Here is a 15,303-nt window from a genome sequence, read left to right as displayed (position 1 = left end):
CAGGGGACCGCGAATCACCCGTCCTCGGGCGTTTTCGGTGATCGGAGCTGGTCGAGTCGATCGCCGCGCGGACAACCGTGCGGCCCGCAGCCGTCGTCGGTTGCCGAGGATGGAGCTACAGAATGGCGAACGCGACGACCAAACCGAGCGCGAAGTGCGCGGCGGCTACGACGAGGACCTCGGTGGTGTAGGTGTCGGAGTGCAGCGCGGCGCCGATGTCGATGCCCAGTGCCCGTTCGATCACCCGGACCGAGATGACCTGTGCGACGATTCCGACCAGACCGAACACGAGCGACGCGATCAGGCCCTCGGAGAGTTTGCCGCCGCCGCCGACCGCGAAGATGGCCAGTACGACGATGAACGCCATGCTGATCATGCCCGCCGCGGTGACGATGATGGCGTTCGGCTTGCCTGCCACCACCAGTGCGCGCAACTTGCCCGGTGTGGTCAGATCGATGGCGTAGAAACCGATCAGCATGAGCGCCAAGCCGACCAGGGCGTAGAGGATGATCGCTCCCACGCCCTCGCCGAGTGAACTCCAGTACCCCGATTCGAGGGCGACTGTGGTCATCTTGATCCTTCCGGGGTGAGTTGCCTTGTGGCTGGGCTGGATGCGAGCTAGTCGGCGGCGATGCGGTGGGGCACGAAAGCGGAGCCGTCGTCGGTGATCAGACCCGCGGTCTCGCGGATACCGAGACCTGCCGCGGTGTCGCCGACGATCCAAGCGCCCAGGACCGGACGCATGTCATCGAATTCCGGCAGCGGGTCGAGCAATTGGTAGACGTAGCCTTCTTCACCGTAGACGCCGCCCGTGGCAGTCTCCAGGCCCGCGCCGACAATGGTCATGTTGGCGCCTTCGCGCCCGAGCTTCGGCTTGCGGATGTACTCGGTCAGTTCGTTGGGCTGATCGAGATAGGCGGGCAACAGGTTCGGGTGGCCCGGGTACATCTCCCACAGCACCGCGAGAATCGCTTTATTGCTGAGTAGCGTCTTCCACAACGGCTCGATCCACATGGTCTGCGGCAGACTGTCGACGACCCGTTTGCCGAAGTCGTCGTCGAGTGCCCACTCCCACGGGTACAACTTGAAGATCGACTCGATCGGGGCTTCGGCCAGATCGACGAAACGCTCCAGCTCCGAATCGAATCCGACCTCCTCGATCGGAAGTGCGATGGTGTCGAACCCAGCCTCGGCGGCGGTTTCTTGCATATACGCGGTGGTGACGTTGTCCTCCCCGGTCGCGTCCGCTCCGGACCAGGTGAAGTGCAGTTGCGGTGTCGGAAGGACGTCACGCAGCGCGCTCCAGCGCTCGACGAGCTTCTCGTGCAGCGAGTTCCACTGGTCGCCGCCGGGATAGCGGTCGGTGAGCCAGTGCCACTGCACGATCGCCGCCTCCAGCAGCGACGTCGGCGTATCCGCGTTGTACTCCAGCAGTTTCGCCGGTCTGCGGGCGTCGTAGCGCAGGTCGAAGCGCCCGTACACGTGCGGGTCGGAGCGCTTCCAGGATTCGGCGATCGGGCCCCAACTCCATGCGGGCAGACCGAAATCGGCGAACCGCTCGGTGAGCACGATATGTTCCACCGCGTTCAGGCACATCGAGTGCAGCAGTTCGACATCGGCCTCCAGGGCCAGGATCTCCGCCATCTCGAACTCGTAGTGCACCGACTCGTCCCAGTACGGTCTCGGCTGACCGCTCGCGTCCCGTCCTGGTGAACCGTAGACCAGGCCTTGGCTCTCGATGGTCTGCTGCCAGTCCGGCCGTGGCGTATCGCGCACGCGTCTCATCTACGACCCTCCGCTGGTGCTTTTGCTACCGAGCCCGCCGCGCTGCACCGTGGTTCCGCTCTTGGTCTTGATCTCGGCGCTGCGCGGTTTGACCGTGGTGCCGCCCGTCGGCGGTTTGCCGACGGTGCCGGTGCCGCCGTAGTAGTAGCGATACTGCGGGCCGCCACCGAGGAAGATCACGCCGGGCCCGCTGCCGCCGCCGCTACCGCTGTCACTGATGAAGCCGGCGCGGCCGTCGCCGCAGTAGTCGTCGGCGACCACGACCTCCTGGCCGTTCTCGATCTTCACGCAGGAGGCCGTCACCTGATCCGGCGCGGTCAACGCACGGTAGGCCAGATAGCCGCCGCCGACCAATCCCGCGACGCCGACGACGGCGATGCCGCCGATCATGACTCGCTTGCGGGTGCGCTTCTTGGCCTCCGCCGCCGCGGTAGCGGCGCGCTGGGTCTCCTCGGCGCGCTTGCGCGCCTTGTCTCTTGCCCGCGCTTCGGCCACCGTCGGCGGGCGCGGCTGGGTGACCCCTGCTTCCTGCCGCTGGACGCTGCCGCGGCGGAGGGATTCCGGGCTGCCGGACTTCGAGCCGAGACCGGTCGGTCCAGCGGGCGGTACGGAGCCGGACGCTGCCTGGTCGATCTCCGACCGTTCCGTTTCGCTCGGTGGGATCGCGCCCGCCGTAGTGTCTGCTCCGCTCGACGTGGCCGTCGACCGGTCCGGTGTGCCGGACGCCGCGGGTGATCCAGCCCTGGAAGACCGATCATCGGTCGATGATGTGGCATCGGCCCCGGGGACCGGCGACCGTTCTTCCCGGGGCATAGGTTGGTGGTCTGTGCCCGATGTCCGCTCGGTTGCGGGTTTGTCCGGCTGCGTGCCGTCACCTGGCCGCTGGGTGCTCAACGCCGCGCCCCCTCCGTCGCCCGAACCACCACTTACCGCTCCTCGAAACCGGTCACATCACCCCGCGCGGGCTCCCAGCTTTCCACAACCAAGGCCACCCGGCCAGGTGTAGTTCCCGAGCGCAAGAGTTCCAGCAACCGTTCGCAGACCGATCGCGGTCCTTCGGCGACCACGTGCACGCGGCCGTCCTTGGCGTTGGTGGCGTGTCCGGTCAGCCCGAGTTCCAATGCGCGTGCCCGGGTCCACCAGCGGAAACCCACTCCCTGAACCCCGCCGTGCACCCAGGCGCTCAGTCGGACGGCCTCGTTCATCAGGCCTCGATGTCGAACGACAGGGTCACTTTCGAACCGGCCCGCAGGGTCCGCCCGACGGTGCACACCTTGTCGATCGCGCGTTGCACGGTGACCAGCAACCGCTCGCGCGCCTCGTCGTCGAGGTCGCTGAGGTCTAGTTCGAACACTTCGTCCAGCTGCGGATAGACCTCGTTCTCTCGGTCGGCGTCGCCGGACACCCGGATCGTCGCGTCGAAATCGTCGCCGAGTTTGCGCGAGAGCGGGAAGTCCGCGCTCAGGCCGGAGCAGGCGGCCAAGGCGATCTTCAGCAACTCGCCCGGCGTGAACACACCCGTAACACCCTGCGACCCGATCCTGACCTCCGCGCCGCGGGAGCTGCGGCCGGTGTAGGCCCTGGTCCCGGTGCGCTCGACCCACAGCGTGGTCGGGCCTTGGTCGACCGGCGCCGCGGCGGCGGTGACGGGTGTAACGGTCTGTTCAGCCATGGTTCGATCCTGCCATTCTCGTCGACATCGCTCGCGCGCGTGGCAACGCCGGCGTCGCGAGTGCCATTCCTGGCGGTCATCGGCCAGTGGCGGGGATTACTATTCCTGGAACCGATAGCCCATCCCGGCTTCGGTGAGCAGGTGCCGCGGGCGGGACGGGTCGACTTCCAGCTTGCGCCGTAGTTGTGCGAGGTAGACCCGCAGGTAATGCGTCTCGGTGGCATAGGACGGACCCCATACCTCGCGCAGCAGTTCACGTCGTCCGACCAGTTTGCCGCGGTTACGCACCAGCATTTCGAGCATGCCCCATTCGGTGGGGGTCAGATGGACGGTCACACCGTCCTTGGTGACCCGCTTGGCGGACAGATCGACGGTGAACGATTCCGTCACCACGACCGGGTCCGACGCATCGGTGTCGGTGGCGCCGCGCCGGACGGCGGCGCGCAGCCGGGCCAGCAACTCGTCCATCCCGAACGGTTTGGTGACATAGTCGTCGGCGCCCGCGTCCAGCGCCTCGACTTTGTCGGCCGAATCGGTCCGTGCGGACAGCACGATCACCGGCGCCGAGGTCCACCCGCGCAGCCCGGCGAGTACCTCGATGCCGTCCATGTCGGGCAGGCCGAGGTCGAGGATCACCACGTCGGGATGCTTGTCCGCCGCGGCACGCAGCGCGGCGGCGCCGGTGGCCGCAGTGATCACCTCGTAACCGCGCACCGACAGATTGATCCGCAGCGCGCGCACGATCTGCGGCTCGTCGTCGACGACCAGCACCTTGGTCGCCGTGGCGTCCTGTGTCTTGTCCGTCATTCCGGCTTCCTGTGTCGTGTGGGGCGGCCGCACCCGATCGGTTCCGAGGGCCGATGCCTCGCCAGTGTCATTCAGGTTCGTTGTCGTCATCGACTGGTGTGCTCACTTTCCTCGATCGGAAACTACTCAGCACCCGCGTTGTGCGTTTCGGGCTCGTTGGTCACCGCGCGTCGGCGGTCCGGGGTGGTCGCTTCCGCCGTGTCACCGACGAACCGCGTTGCGTGCTCGTCGTCAGCGGGACATGCGGATTCGCTGTCGACCATCCGTGGCGGGCCGTTGTCCGCCGGTGGGGTTGCCGGGGGGTCGTCGGTGGTGGTCTCGAGTCCACCGTCGTCGCGTGCCCCGGACCCGCTGTCGACCGCCTGCGATGCCGGCGCGTCGTCCGAGATCGGGGTTTCGGGGGAACCACTCGCAGCAGATGATTCGCGGGCTTCCGTGACGGTGGGACGTTCGGGTTCGTCGGCGGGCAGGTCCACCACGATGGTCAATCCACCGCCCGGAGTCGGTTCGGCGTGCACGGAGCCGCTCATCGCCTCGACGAACCCACGGACCACGGAGAGCCCGAGTCCCACACCGGTGGTGTTGTCCCGGTCACCGAGCCGCTGGAATGGTTCGAACAGTTGGTCTTCGGCGCCACGCGGTATTCCGGGACCGCTGTCGACCACCGCGATCGACACGCGGTCACCATCGCGCTCCGCGGTCACCCGCACCGGGGTGTCCCGTCCGGAGTGACGCAGCGCATTGTCGATCAGGTTGGCGAGCACCCGTTCGAGCAGACCGCTGTCGGCGCGCACCGAAACCTCACCGACCTCGACCTTGACCCGATCCATCGCGGCGCGCCGTAGGCCGCGCGCCCCCATCCCGACGCTGACCAGCGCGCGATGCACCACTTCGTCCATGTACACCCGCCGAAGTTGCGGCGTGACCACGCCGACGGCCAACCGCGACGAATCGAGCAGATTGCCGACCAGCGCGGTCAGTTGATCCACCGATTCCTCGATGGCCTCCAGCAGTTCACCGGTGTCTTCCGGGGAGAAATCCACGTCGTCGCTACGCAGGCTGGAGACCGCGGCCTTGGCGCCGGCCAGCGGCGTGCGCAGATCATGGCTGACCGCCGAGAGTAATGCCCGCCGCAGCCGGTCCGCCTCGAGCAGGGCCGCCGCGGCGCCGGCCTCCTCGGCCAGCCTGGCCTGCCGGACCAGGCCGACGGCCTGATTGGCGACCGCGTTGAGCACGTGCCGATCGCCGGGGGCCAGCGGCCGACCCGCGAGCAGCAGCCAGTGCAGCGCGTCGCCCGCCTCGATCGAGGTCTCCGCCTCGGAGACCCGTTGCGGCGGGCTCGATCCCACCGCCGCGACCACCGTCTCGTCGGCCACCAGGCTGACTGCCCGCTGACCATAGGTTTCTCTGACCCGTTCGAGCAGGCTGGATAGGTCGGCGCCGTGCAGCACGGCCCCCGCGAACATGGTCAGCAGCTCGGCCTGTTGCGAGGCCTTGCGCGCCTGCCTGGTCCGCTTCGACGCCACATCGACCAGCGCCGCGACCGCCACCGCCACGATCAACAGAACCACCACGGTCACGAAACTGTCCGGCTCGGCGATGGTCAGGCTGTAGCGAGGTGGAACGAAGAACCAGTTCAGCAACAGTCCGGACAACAGCGCCGAGAACATCGCGGGGATCACGCCCCCGAGCAGCGCGACCGCGACGACGCCGATGAAAAATATCGCGCTCAGACCGCCGAGTTCGAGGACGCCATCGAGGAATCCCGCGCCGATCGCGCACACTCCGATCGGGACAAGCACCGAGGCTGGCCAGGCCACCACCGGTTGCCGCGGCGTGAACGAGCGCCACCGCAGGCCGCGATGGGCTTCCTCGTGGGTCACCATGTGCACGTCGACCTTGCCCGACTGCTGCACCACGGTCGAGCCGATGCCCTCGTCGAAGATCCGCGCCCAGCGCGAGCGCCGGGAGGTGCCGATGACCAATTGGGTGGCGTTCACCTCGTGCGCGAACTCCAGCAGCGCGGTCGGTACGTCGTCACCGGTGACGGTGTGCAGCGAGGCGTCGAGGCTGGCGGCGAGATCCCGCAGCCGGGCCAGCCGCGCGGTGGAGACTCCCGCCAGTCCGTCGCCACGCACCACGTGCACGACCACCAGGTCGGCGCTGGATTTGGTGGCGATGCGGCTGGCTCGACGCACGATGGTCTCCGATTCCGGACCGCCTGTGACCGCGACCACCACGCGTTCGCGCGCTTCCCATAATTCGGTGATCTTGTGATCGGCGCGGTATTTGGCCAGCGCGGCGTCCACCTGATCGGCCAGCCAGAGCAGGGCGAGTTCGCGCAACGCGGTGAGATTGCCCGGCCGGAAGTAGTTGCGCAACGCCGCGTCCACCTTCTCGGCGGCATAGACATTGCCGTGGGACATTCTGCGCCGCAACGCTTCCGGTGTGATGTCGACCAATTCGACCTGTTCGGCACTACGGACCACCGCGTCCGGCACGGTCTCCTTCTGCTGAATGCCCGTGATCTGCTCGACGACGTCGTTGAGGCTCTCCAGATGCTGAACATTGACCGTCGAGATCACGTCGATGCCCGCGGCGAGGAGAATCTCGACGTCCTGCCAGCGCTTCTCATGCGTGCTGCCCGGCGCGTTGGTATGTGCCAGCTCATCGACCAGCACCACCCCGGGCCGCCTGCGCAGCACGGCTTCCACGTCCAGTTCGGGGAAGGTGGCGCCGCGGTAGTCGACCATCTTGGGCGCAATCCGCTCGATGCCTTCCAGCAACTCGGCAGTCTTGGCCCGGCCGTGTGTTTCCACCACCGCAGCTACCACGTCGCGACCGCGTTCGAGCCGCCGGTGCGCCTCGCCGAGCATGGCGTAGGTCTTGCCGACTCCCGGCGCGGCACCGAGGTAGATGCGCAGTTGCCCGCGTTTCAACGTAGAACAACCTTTCGTATATCCGGTGCAGGTTCGTGCAGCGATCTACCTTCGAGTCGGTTCGGACATCTCTGGTGACGGGTTGCGGTCGAACGACAGCGTGAAGACTGTAAGCAGATAGCCGCGTCGCGAGGGTGGTCCGTTTGCGATATCTATACGGAGAAACCTGTCTCAGCCTTTGACAAGGGCAAGATACGTCCAGCGTACGACCGGATGGTCCAGGATTACCGCGCTGGACGGTGCGACGCTCTGATTGCGTGGGATCTCGACAGGCTGACCCGCCGGCTTCGTCAACTGGAAGACTGGATCGACGCCGTGGAGAGTCGAGACATTCGCCGGAATCCACCCTCTGCCGGCTGGAGTTCTTTGGACGGCGAGATCGTTCGCGCCACGTACCGGCGCGCCGGTACGTGGGCGGTGGGGACCCGATCGTTTCCGAGAGTCTGTGGCTGGAAGTACAGCGACGTTGGATGTTCCGGACCGGAAGACGAACCGAATCGGCACTGACCGGCGACATCTCGGGTCAGGACTTGATCTTTCGATCCGCGGCTGCTGGCGGCCCGGTGCGGGGGCTGCGGTTGGCCTGCTGGTCGCCTGGGGAGTTCGTCAGCCCACTCGTGGGGGCGTGACCGTAATCATCTGCGGTACAGGGTCTGTACCGCGAGCTCGACATCGTGACCGGTCAGGACTTCGCCGGCGGGGGCCAGCATGCCGAGCATCGCGTAGCCCTGGAACATCACGAAATACAGCTTGGCGACTGCGCGCGCCTCCTCGGCCGACAAGTCGGGATGGGTCTCCCGCAACATTCGCGCCAGGTCGGTGTAGGCGCCCTCACTGGCTTGGGACAGATACTCCCGCAGTTCCTCCGAACGGGCGATGTTGACCGAGTTCTCCAGGCTGAGCAGCAGTTGATCATGGTTTCGCTGGACTACATCGAGCATTCGGTTCCAGGTGGGTTCGATCGATTCCCGCAGCGATCGCCCCTCGCCCGCATCCCGGATCGTCGCATCCATGTCATCGCCGATCTCGGTGCCGATGCCCTCGGTGATCGCTTCGGAAACCAGCCGGTCCTTCGAGCCGAAGTGATAGCCGATGGCTGCCAGGCTGACGCCGGCCGCCGACGCGATATCGCGTGCAGTCACCTTGGCCAGGCCTAATTCCAGGATGGCCTTACGCGCCCCCTCCAGCAGATCTTCTCGATTACCCATACGGCCAGGGTACAACGTTTTAGACATTCGTCCTAGACAGACGTGTCATATCTGTGACACATTTGTCTAAGACGTCAGGACCAAAGGGGTTCGGATCGACGATGGGAACTTCCACCATGAGCACTCCGCGCATCCTTGTCACCGGTGGTGGCATCGCGGGCAATACCGTTGCACTGCAACTGCTTCGAGCCGGATATCAGATCACCGTCGTGGAGCGTGCCGCGGCGCCCCGGCCGGGCGGCCAAGCCGTCGATCTGCGCGGGCCCAGCCGGGAGGCGGCCGACCGGATGGGCCTTCTGCCAGGCATCGGCAAGCTGCAGCTCGATGGGCGCGGGATGGCCCACGTCAACGCGAAGGGTCGCGATGTCGTCCGGATGCCCACGGAGATGTTCGACGGCAAGGGGTTCGTGTCCGACATAGAGATCACCCGCGGCGATCTGAACCAGGTACTGCTCGACGCGATCGCCGATACCGATGTCCAACCGGACTATCGCTACGGCGTGTGGGTGACCGAGGTGCAGCAGGACGACGACGGTGTCGAGGTCACCTTCGCGTCCGGCCATGTCGAGCGGTTCGATCTGGTGATCGGCGCCGACGGCGTGCATTCCGGGATGCGCCGGCTGGTCTTCGGGCCCGAGCGGGATTACGCCACCCATCTCGGCGGGTACATGGCGTTCTTCACCATTCCAGCCCCCGAGAACATCGAACCGGGGTGGCTGAAAGTGCATTCGGTGCCGGGGGCGAACTGCGGAATCCGGCCCGATCGCGACCCGTCGACCGTGAAAGCGATCGTCATGTTGCGCAACGAGATCGATCCAGCGCTCCGGGGTGATGCCGAGGCGCAGAAGCAAACCATTCGCCGCAAGCTAGCGGACGGGGGCTGGGTCACACCGTATGTGCTCGAGCACATGGCGACCACGCCGGATTTCTATTTCGATCAGCTCGCGCGTATCGATATGCCGACGCTGTCCAGCGGTCGTGTCACGCTGCTGGGCGATGCCGGATTCTGCGGCTCTCCGTTGACCGGAATGGGCACCGCGATGGCTATCGTGGGCGCCTATCTGCTAGCGGGCGAAGTCACCACCACTCCGGGCGATATCCCCGGGGCGTTGGCACGCTACGAGGAGCGTGTCACGCCCTTTCTCGCCGAGGCGAAGGAACTGCCCGGCAGCGGCACTATCGCCACGATCGTGCCGGGCAGCCGGTTCACGCTGGGGATCGGCCGGGTGGTCACACGCGCGATGGCGTCGCGCGCGATGCGGCCGGTGATGATGCGCATCCTCAGCCGTACCGATGATTTCGAATTGCCGGTGTACTGAGTGGGTTCTCGCGCAGGAACCGTGATCATCGCAGCGCACGAATTCGGTGCGGTCGTCTCAGCGCGATGATCTTCGCCGAAGCGGGGAAGGCTGGGCGGCTGGTTGTGCCTGACCGAGGGCAGGTCGATCACAGTGCGGCGCGGTACGCCTCCAGACGGTCGGCCAGTTCCTTCGGGTGGCCGAGCATGGGGCTGTGGTCGCCCGGCATCTCGTCCGGCTGGAAGCCGAGCCGCTCGGTGACCATCTTTCGCGTGAACTCGGCAGGGAAGAACCGGTCGTCCGACGACATCAGGAACCTGGTCGGCACCTTCGGCCACGTGGCCAGCGGCCACGGCCTGCTGAAGGGCGCCGGCGCCTGATTCCGCTGGTGCTCCGCCATGAACTCGGCGGCAAGGGCGGCCGGGGTGTCATGCAGGACAAGGGAGAGTACGTCTTCTGCGGTGCCCTCCGCGACGCCCCTGCGGCGGTCGGATTCCTGCCGGGCCGCCCCGTGCCCGGGTGTTGTCCCACCACTCACCCGGCGACTCGCCCGGGGCCGGAACCTGAGCCTGGAGCATGACCAGCAGGTCCGCCGACACCCGGTCGCATACCAGCGGGCCGGTAAAACCGCCGAGCGAGTGAGCGACGACCACGAGATCGGTCCGTTCGTCGATGGCCTCGACCACCGCGTCCGCGTACTCGGCGAGCCCGGCCGACTCCTCATCACATGGCAGGTCCGGTGCGACCACCTCGTGGCCCCGATCGCGCAACTCGTCAGCCAGCGGCCCCCAGTACCACGAATCAACAGCCGCGGCATGGATCAATACGTACGTCGCCATAGAACGGGACCCTTCACCGTCGGTTGCTCCCCGCATTGCGTGCGAGTCTACGTCTCGTCTACCCCAGCGGTGGAAAGGAGCGAAGCCCCTGGTAGGACAGGTCTGCCAAGATCATGTCCGGGGCAAGCCGAAAGCCCTGGCCTCCAAGCGAACCGGCCCCGGCACCGGCATCGGAGGTCAGAAGCCGGCCGATCCGGCACGGTCACAGGACAGGTGTTCGTAGCTGTTCAGCATCCACCGAAGAGGGTATTCAGAGGTGGAACGTGCCCGCGTTTCACTCGCCTGTCATCGCGCGTCGGGCCTATCGACGGACACCTGAACCGGGTCTGTCGCAACCTCGGCATCCCACGAGCTACCGGTGCGACCATCGCCCAGGTACCCCAGCACACGGATCAGCGCCGCGCAGCAGACGAATCCGCCGATCAGGGCGACCGCGACAGCCGACATGGATCGATCCTCTCCACAACCGATGGGAATCCCGGTCCACCGGAGTACTCCGCGTCGCCGGGCTTTGTCGTTTCTACCTCGCCAAGTCCCGCTGATCTCGATCTTTACGGTGTGTTGACGGGATGGCGGCCCACCTTGACGGCATCCTTTCACCCGTACCGGGCAGGGGTGTAAACGAAGTGTCAATGCTCGTCGCCGACCCGCTAAGGACTCATAAGGACGCTCGGCAACGGGCCGGATGCCCGATTGACTCACCTGGCGCGCTCCACGGAATGGGCGCGAAATGGAGGTTGCGTACGTTATGTCTGTCGTCGTGTTCACGGTGCTCACCGTGGCGGTGTTCGCGCTGCTGGGCCTGATCCAGCGGGGGGTGGAAAAGCTGTGATCGCCAACCTGATCGGTCTGATCCTGGCCATCCTCGTCGCGATCTACCTGGTCGCGGCCCTGCTCTTCCCCGAGAGGTTCTAGGTGAACACGACAACAGCGGGGATCGTCTTCGTGGCATCCCTGATCATCGCGCTCGCGCTGGTGCATGTGCCGCTCGGCGACTACATGTACCGGGTCTACAGCAGCGCGAAACACTCACGCGCCGAGCGCGTCATCTACCGGGCCGTCGGTGTTCAACCCGGCGTGGAGCAGACCTGGGGCGTGTATGCCCGCAGTGTGCTCGCGTTTTCCGCGGTCAGCATCCTGTTCCTGTTCTTCTTCCAGCTGATCCAGGGCAGGCTGCCGCTGCACCTGAACGATCCGGGCACCGAGATGACGCCGGCCTTGGCGTGGAACACCGCGGTCAGTTTCGTGACGAACACGAACTGGCAGAACTACTCCGGCGAATCCACCCAGGGCCATCTGGTGCAGATGGCCGGGCTCGCGGTGCAGAACTTCGTGTCGGCGGCGGTCGGCATGGCGGTGGCCGTCGCGCTGGTCCGCGGCTTCGCCCGCAGGCACACCGGTGATCTCGGCAACTTCTGGGTGGATCTGGTGCGCGGGACCATCCGGATCCTGCTGCCGCTGGCGTTCGTGTTCGCGATCGTGCTGGTCGCGGGTGGTGTGATCCAGAACTTCCACCTGCATGACCAGGTCGCGCAGACGCTGAACGGCAGCGCGCAGACAATCACCGGCGGCCCGGTGGCCAGCCAGGAAGTCATCAAGGAACTGGGCACCAACGGCGGCGGCTTCTACAACGCGAACTCCGCGCACCCGTTCGAGAATCCGACGACCTGGACGAACTGGTTGGAGATCTTCCTGCTGCTGGTCATCAGCTTCTCGCTGCCGCGCACCTTCGGCCGGATGGTCGGCAGCCGCAAGCAGGGCTACGCGATCGTGGCGGTGATGGGCACGATCGCGTTGATCAGCGTGACCTTGACCAACCTGTTCCAGTTGCAGGCGCACGGCACGGCGCCGACGGCGATCGGCGCATCGATGGAAGGCGTCGAACAGCGGTTCGGCGTGGCGGATTCGGCGACCTTCGCGAGCGCGACCACGCTGACCTCCACCGGCGCCGTGGACTCGTTCCACGACTCCTACACCAGCCTCGGCGGCATGATGACCATGTTCAACATGCAACTGGGCGAGGTCGCGCCGGGCGGAACGGGCTCGGGCCTCTACGGCATGCTCATTCTCGCGGTGATCACCGTCTTCGTCGCCGGCCTGATGGTCGGCCGTACGCCCGAGTACCTCGGCAAGAAGATCACTCCGAAAGAGATCAAGCTGGCCGCGTCGTACTTCTTGATCAGCCCGCTGCTCGTGCTGATCGGCACGGCGATCGCCATGGCGATGCCGGGTCAGCGCGCGGGGATGCTCAACTCCGGGCCACACGGTCTGTCCGAAGTGCTGTATGCCTTCACCTCTGCCGCGAACAACAACGGATCGGCGTTCGCGGGGTTGACCGGCAACACCGAGTGGTACAACACCGCGCTAGGCCTGGCCATGGCCCTAGGCCGGTTCCTCCCGATCATCTTCGTGCTGGCGCTGGCCGGTTCGCTGGCCCAGCAGGGCACCACTCCCGAGTCGATCGGCACGCTGCCGACGCACCGTCCGCAGTTCGTCGGGATGGTGGTCGGTGTGACGGTGATCCTGGTCGCGCTCACCTTCCTGCCCGCACTCGCACTCGGGCCGCTCGCTGAAGGAATCCACTGATGACCACTCCCGCAATCGAATCAACTGCCTCGGCGAGCTCCGGCTCGTCCCCGCAGCGTGGCAAGGGTGTGCCGAAAGGGGTGCTCGACCCGAAGATGCTGCTGACCTCACTGCCGGATGCGCTGCGCAAGCTCGATCCGCGCACGCTGTGGCGCAATCCGGTGATGCTCATCGTGGAACTCGGCGCGGTCTGGTCGACCATTCTCGCGCTGGTCGATCCCAGTTTCTTCGCGTGGGCGATCGTCGTGTGGCTGTGGCTCACTGTCGTGTTCGCCAATCTCGCCGAGGCGGTGGCGGAGGGCCGCGGAAAGGCGCAGGCGGACACGCTCCGCAAGGCGAAGACCGATACCATCGCCCGCAGGCTGGTCGACTGGTCGCCCGGCGGGCGGATCATCGAGGAGAAGGTCGGTGCGCCCGAGCTGCGACGCGGTGATCACGTCATCGTCGAAGCGGGTCAGGTCATTCCGGGCGACGGCGATGTCGTGGAAGGTATCGCCTCGGTGGACGAGTCGGCCATCACCGGTGAATCCGCTCCGGTGATCAGGGAATCCGGTGGAGACCGTTCCGCGGTGACCGGCGGAACCACGGTGCTGTCGGATCGAATCGTCGTCCAGATCACCCAGGAACCGGGCGCGAGCTTTATCGACAAGATGATCGCCCTGGTCGAGGGCGCGAGCAGGCAGAAGACGCCGAACGAAATCGCGCTGAACATCCTGCTCGCCGCGCTCACCATCATCTTCGTATTCGCGGTCGTCACGCTGCAGCCCATGGCGATCTTCGCGAAAGCGAACAACCCCGGCGTGCCGGACACCTCGGCTCTGGACGTGCACGGCGTCACCGGCATCGTCATGGTCTCACTGCTGGTCTGTCTGATCCCGACGACGATCGGCGCGTTGCTGTCGGCGATCGGCATCGCGGGCATGGACCGGCTGGTACAGCGCAATGTGCTGGCGATGTCCGGCCGCGCGGTCGAGGCCGCGGGTGATGTGAACACGCTGCTGCTGGACAAGACCGGCACCATCACCCTGGGCAACCGGCAGGCCTCGGGATTCGTTCCGATGCCCGGCATTCCGGACGACGAACTGGCGGATGCCGCACAGCTGTCCAGCCTCGCCGACGAAACGCCGGAGGGCCGCTCGATCGTGGTCTACGCCAAGCAGGCGTTCAACAAGCGGGAGCGCACGCCCGGCGAGCTGACCGGCGCGCACTGGGTGGAATTCAGCGCGCAGACCCGGATGTCGGGTGTCGACCTCGCCGACGGGCACCAGTTGCGCAAGGGTGCGGCCAGTGCCGTCACCGATTGGGTGCGGGCGCAGGGTGGCGTCGTGCCCGATGCCGTGGGCGTCACCGTCGACGGCATCTCCGCGTCCGGTGGCACGCCTCTGGTGGTCGGTGAGGTCATGGACGGCACCGCGCGGCTGCTCGGCGTCATCCATCTCAAGGACGTCGTCAAGCAGGGCATGCGGGAGCGCTTCGACGAGATGCGCCGAATGGGTATCCGCACCGTGATGATCACCGGCGACAACCCGTTGACCGCGAAAGCGATCGCCGACGAGGCAGGCGTGGACGACTTCCTCGCCGAAGCCACTCCGGAGGACAAACTGGCGCTGATCAAGAAGGAGCAGGATGGTGGGCGGCTGGTCGCGATGACCGGTGACGGGACCAACGACGCGCCCGCGCTCGCGCAAGCGGACGTCGGCGTGGCGATGAACACCGGCACGTCGGCGGCCAAAGAAGCGGGCAATATGGTCGATCTCGACTCGGACCCGACCAAGCTGATCGAGATCGTCGAGATCGGCAAGCAACTGCTCATCACTCGTGGCGCGCTGACCACGTTCTCGATCGCCAACGACATCGCCAAATACTTCGCCATCATTCCGGCGTTGTTCGTGGCGCTGTTTCCCGGACTGGACGCGGTCAACATCATGCGGCTGTCCAGTCCGCAGTCGGCGATCCTGTCGGCGGTCATCTTCAACGCGATCGTGATCGTCGCGTTGATTCCGCTGGCGCTGCGCGGCGTGCACTATCGGCCGACCAATGCGTCGAACCTGTTGAGCCGCAACCTGACGATCTACGGCCTGGGCGGCATCATTGCGCCGTTCCTCGGTATCAAGATCATCGACCTCGTCGTCCAACTCCTCCCCGGGATGTCCTGAAATGCCACTTTTT

At 66.1% G+C, this 15,303-nt stretch carries 16 protein-coding genes and 1 pseudogene; 6 read left to right on the top strand and 11 right to left on the bottom strand.

Translation table 11 applies throughout. From position 1 onward, the window contains the following. Positions 1-115: 115 nt before the first annotated feature. From AB0B25_RS08705 to AB0B25_RS08675, 7 genes are all read right to left on the bottom strand, one after another. On the bottom strand, positions 116-571 hold the full coding sequence (locus tag AB0B25_RS08705) for a DUF350 domain-containing protein (protein ID WP_357176508.1): 456 nt from the start codon (positions 569-571) through the stop codon (positions 116-118). Between the two features lie 47 nt (positions 572-618). Further along, positions 619-1,785 carry a glutathionylspermidine synthase family protein gene (locus AB0B25_RS08700; protein WP_357176506.1) on the bottom strand — a complete coding sequence of 389 codons (1,167 nt, stop codon included), beginning with the start codon at positions 1,783-1,785 and terminating at the stop codon, positions 619-621. Next, the gene (locus AB0B25_RS08695; protein ID WP_357176504.1) at positions 1,786-2,598 is read right to left on the bottom strand and encodes a hypothetical protein; all 813 of its coding nucleotides are present in this window, start codon (positions 2,596-2,598) and stop codon (positions 1,786-1,788) included. 113 nt (positions 2,599-2,711) lie between these two features. Continuing rightward, entirely contained in the window at positions 2,712-2,990 is a 279-nt protein-coding gene (locus tag AB0B25_RS08690; RefSeq protein ID WP_357176502.1) for an acylphosphatase, read from the bottom strand. After that, positions 2,990-3,457, bottom strand: coding sequence for an OsmC family protein (locus tag AB0B25_RS08685; protein ID WP_357176500.1), 468 nt, complete (start codon positions 3,455-3,457; stop codon positions 2,990-2,992). Before AB0B25_RS08685 ends, AB0B25_RS08690 begins: the two co-directional genes overlap by 1 nt. Positions 3,458-3,556: 99 nt before the next feature. Continuing rightward, positions 3,557-4,264 carry a response regulator gene (locus AB0B25_RS08680; protein WP_357176499.1) on the bottom strand — a complete coding sequence of 236 codons (708 nt, stop codon included), beginning with the start codon at positions 4,262-4,264 and terminating at the stop codon, positions 3,557-3,559. A 122-nt stretch (positions 4,265-4,386) separates the two neighbouring features. Then, entirely contained in the window at positions 4,387-7,203 is a 2,817-nt protein-coding gene (locus AB0B25_RS08675; RefSeq protein ID WP_357176497.1) for a sensor histidine kinase KdpD, read from the bottom strand. A 99-nt stretch (positions 7,204-7,302) separates the two neighbouring features. Between AB0B25_RS08675 and AB0B25_RS08670 the strand changes: the two are divergent. Next, positions 7,303-7,710 (top strand): annotated as a pseudogene (locus AB0B25_RS08670) (recombinase family protein); the annotation flags it as partial. 128 nt (positions 7,711-7,838) lie between these two features. Here AB0B25_RS08670 and AB0B25_RS08665 read toward each other — a convergent pair. After that, entirely contained in the window at positions 7,839-8,411 is a 573-nt protein-coding gene (locus AB0B25_RS08665; RefSeq protein WP_357176495.1) for a helix-turn-helix domain-containing protein, read from the bottom strand. Positions 8,412-8,512: 101 nt separating this feature from the next. Between AB0B25_RS08665 and AB0B25_RS08660 the strand changes: the two genes are divergently transcribed. Next, positions 8,513-9,730 (top strand): FAD-dependent monooxygenase, encoded by a 1,218-nt coding sequence (locus tag AB0B25_RS08660; RefSeq protein WP_357176493.1) that lies wholly within the window; start codon positions 8,513-8,515, stop codon positions 9,728-9,730. Positions 9,731-9,857: 127 nt separating this feature from the next. On the opposite strand, the gene AB0B25_RS08655 is transcribed toward AB0B25_RS08660, so the two are convergent. From AB0B25_RS08655 to AB0B25_RS08645, 3 genes are all read right to left on the bottom strand, one after another. Further along, a complete protein-coding gene (locus AB0B25_RS08655; protein ID WP_357176793.1) occupies positions 9,858-10,247 on the bottom strand; it encodes an alpha/beta fold hydrolase in 390 nt (129 codons plus the stop codon). Next, positions 10,138-10,548 carry an alpha/beta fold hydrolase gene (locus AB0B25_RS08650; protein WP_357176491.1) on the bottom strand — a complete coding sequence of 137 codons (411 nt, stop codon included), beginning with the start codon at positions 10,546-10,548 and terminating at the stop codon, positions 10,138-10,140. Before AB0B25_RS08650 ends, AB0B25_RS08655 begins: the two co-directional genes overlap by 110 nt. A 285-nt stretch (positions 10,549-10,833) precedes the next feature. Then, complete coding sequence (locus tag AB0B25_RS08645; protein WP_357176490.1) at positions 10,834-10,995, bottom strand: hypothetical protein; 162 nt, start codon at positions 10,993-10,995, stop codon at positions 10,834-10,836. Between the two features lie 283 nt (positions 10,996-11,278). On the opposite strand from AB0B25_RS08645, the gene AB0B25_RS08640 reads away from it, so the two are divergent. From AB0B25_RS08640 to kdpB, 4 genes are read left to right on the top strand one after another with little or no spacing between them, the layout of a single operon-like run. Further along, positions 11,279-11,380, top strand: coding sequence for a potassium-transporting ATPase (locus AB0B25_RS08640; RefSeq protein WP_357176488.1), 102 nt, complete (start codon positions 11,279-11,281; stop codon positions 11,378-11,380). Next, the gene (gene kdpF, locus AB0B25_RS08635; RefSeq protein WP_357176781.1) at positions 11,377-11,463 is read left to right on the top strand and encodes a K(+)-transporting ATPase subunit F; all 87 of its coding nucleotides are present in this window, start codon (positions 11,377-11,379) and stop codon (positions 11,461-11,463) included. Before AB0B25_RS08640 ends, kdpF begins: the two co-directional genes overlap by 4 nt. Continuing rightward, positions 11,464-13,134 carry a potassium-transporting ATPase subunit KdpA gene (kdpA, locus tag AB0B25_RS08630; RefSeq protein WP_357176486.1) on the top strand — a complete coding sequence of 557 codons (1,671 nt, stop codon included), beginning with the start codon at positions 11,464-11,466 and terminating at the stop codon, positions 13,132-13,134. Further along, positions 13,134-15,290, top strand: coding sequence for a potassium-transporting ATPase subunit KdpB (kdpB, locus tag AB0B25_RS08625; protein WP_357176484.1), 2,157 nt, complete (start codon positions 13,134-13,136; stop codon positions 15,288-15,290). Before kdpA ends, kdpB begins: the two co-directional genes overlap by 1 nt. The last annotated feature ends 13 nt before the right edge of the window (positions 15,291-15,303 follow it).

The organism is Nocardia sp. NPDC049190 (assembly GCF_040648115.1).
GTDB lineage: Bacteria > Actinomycetota > Actinomycetes > Mycobacteriales > Mycobacteriaceae > Nocardia.
The sequence above is the reverse complement of the archived record's forward strand: the minus strand, read 5'-3'. Positions and strand labels throughout refer to the sequence as shown.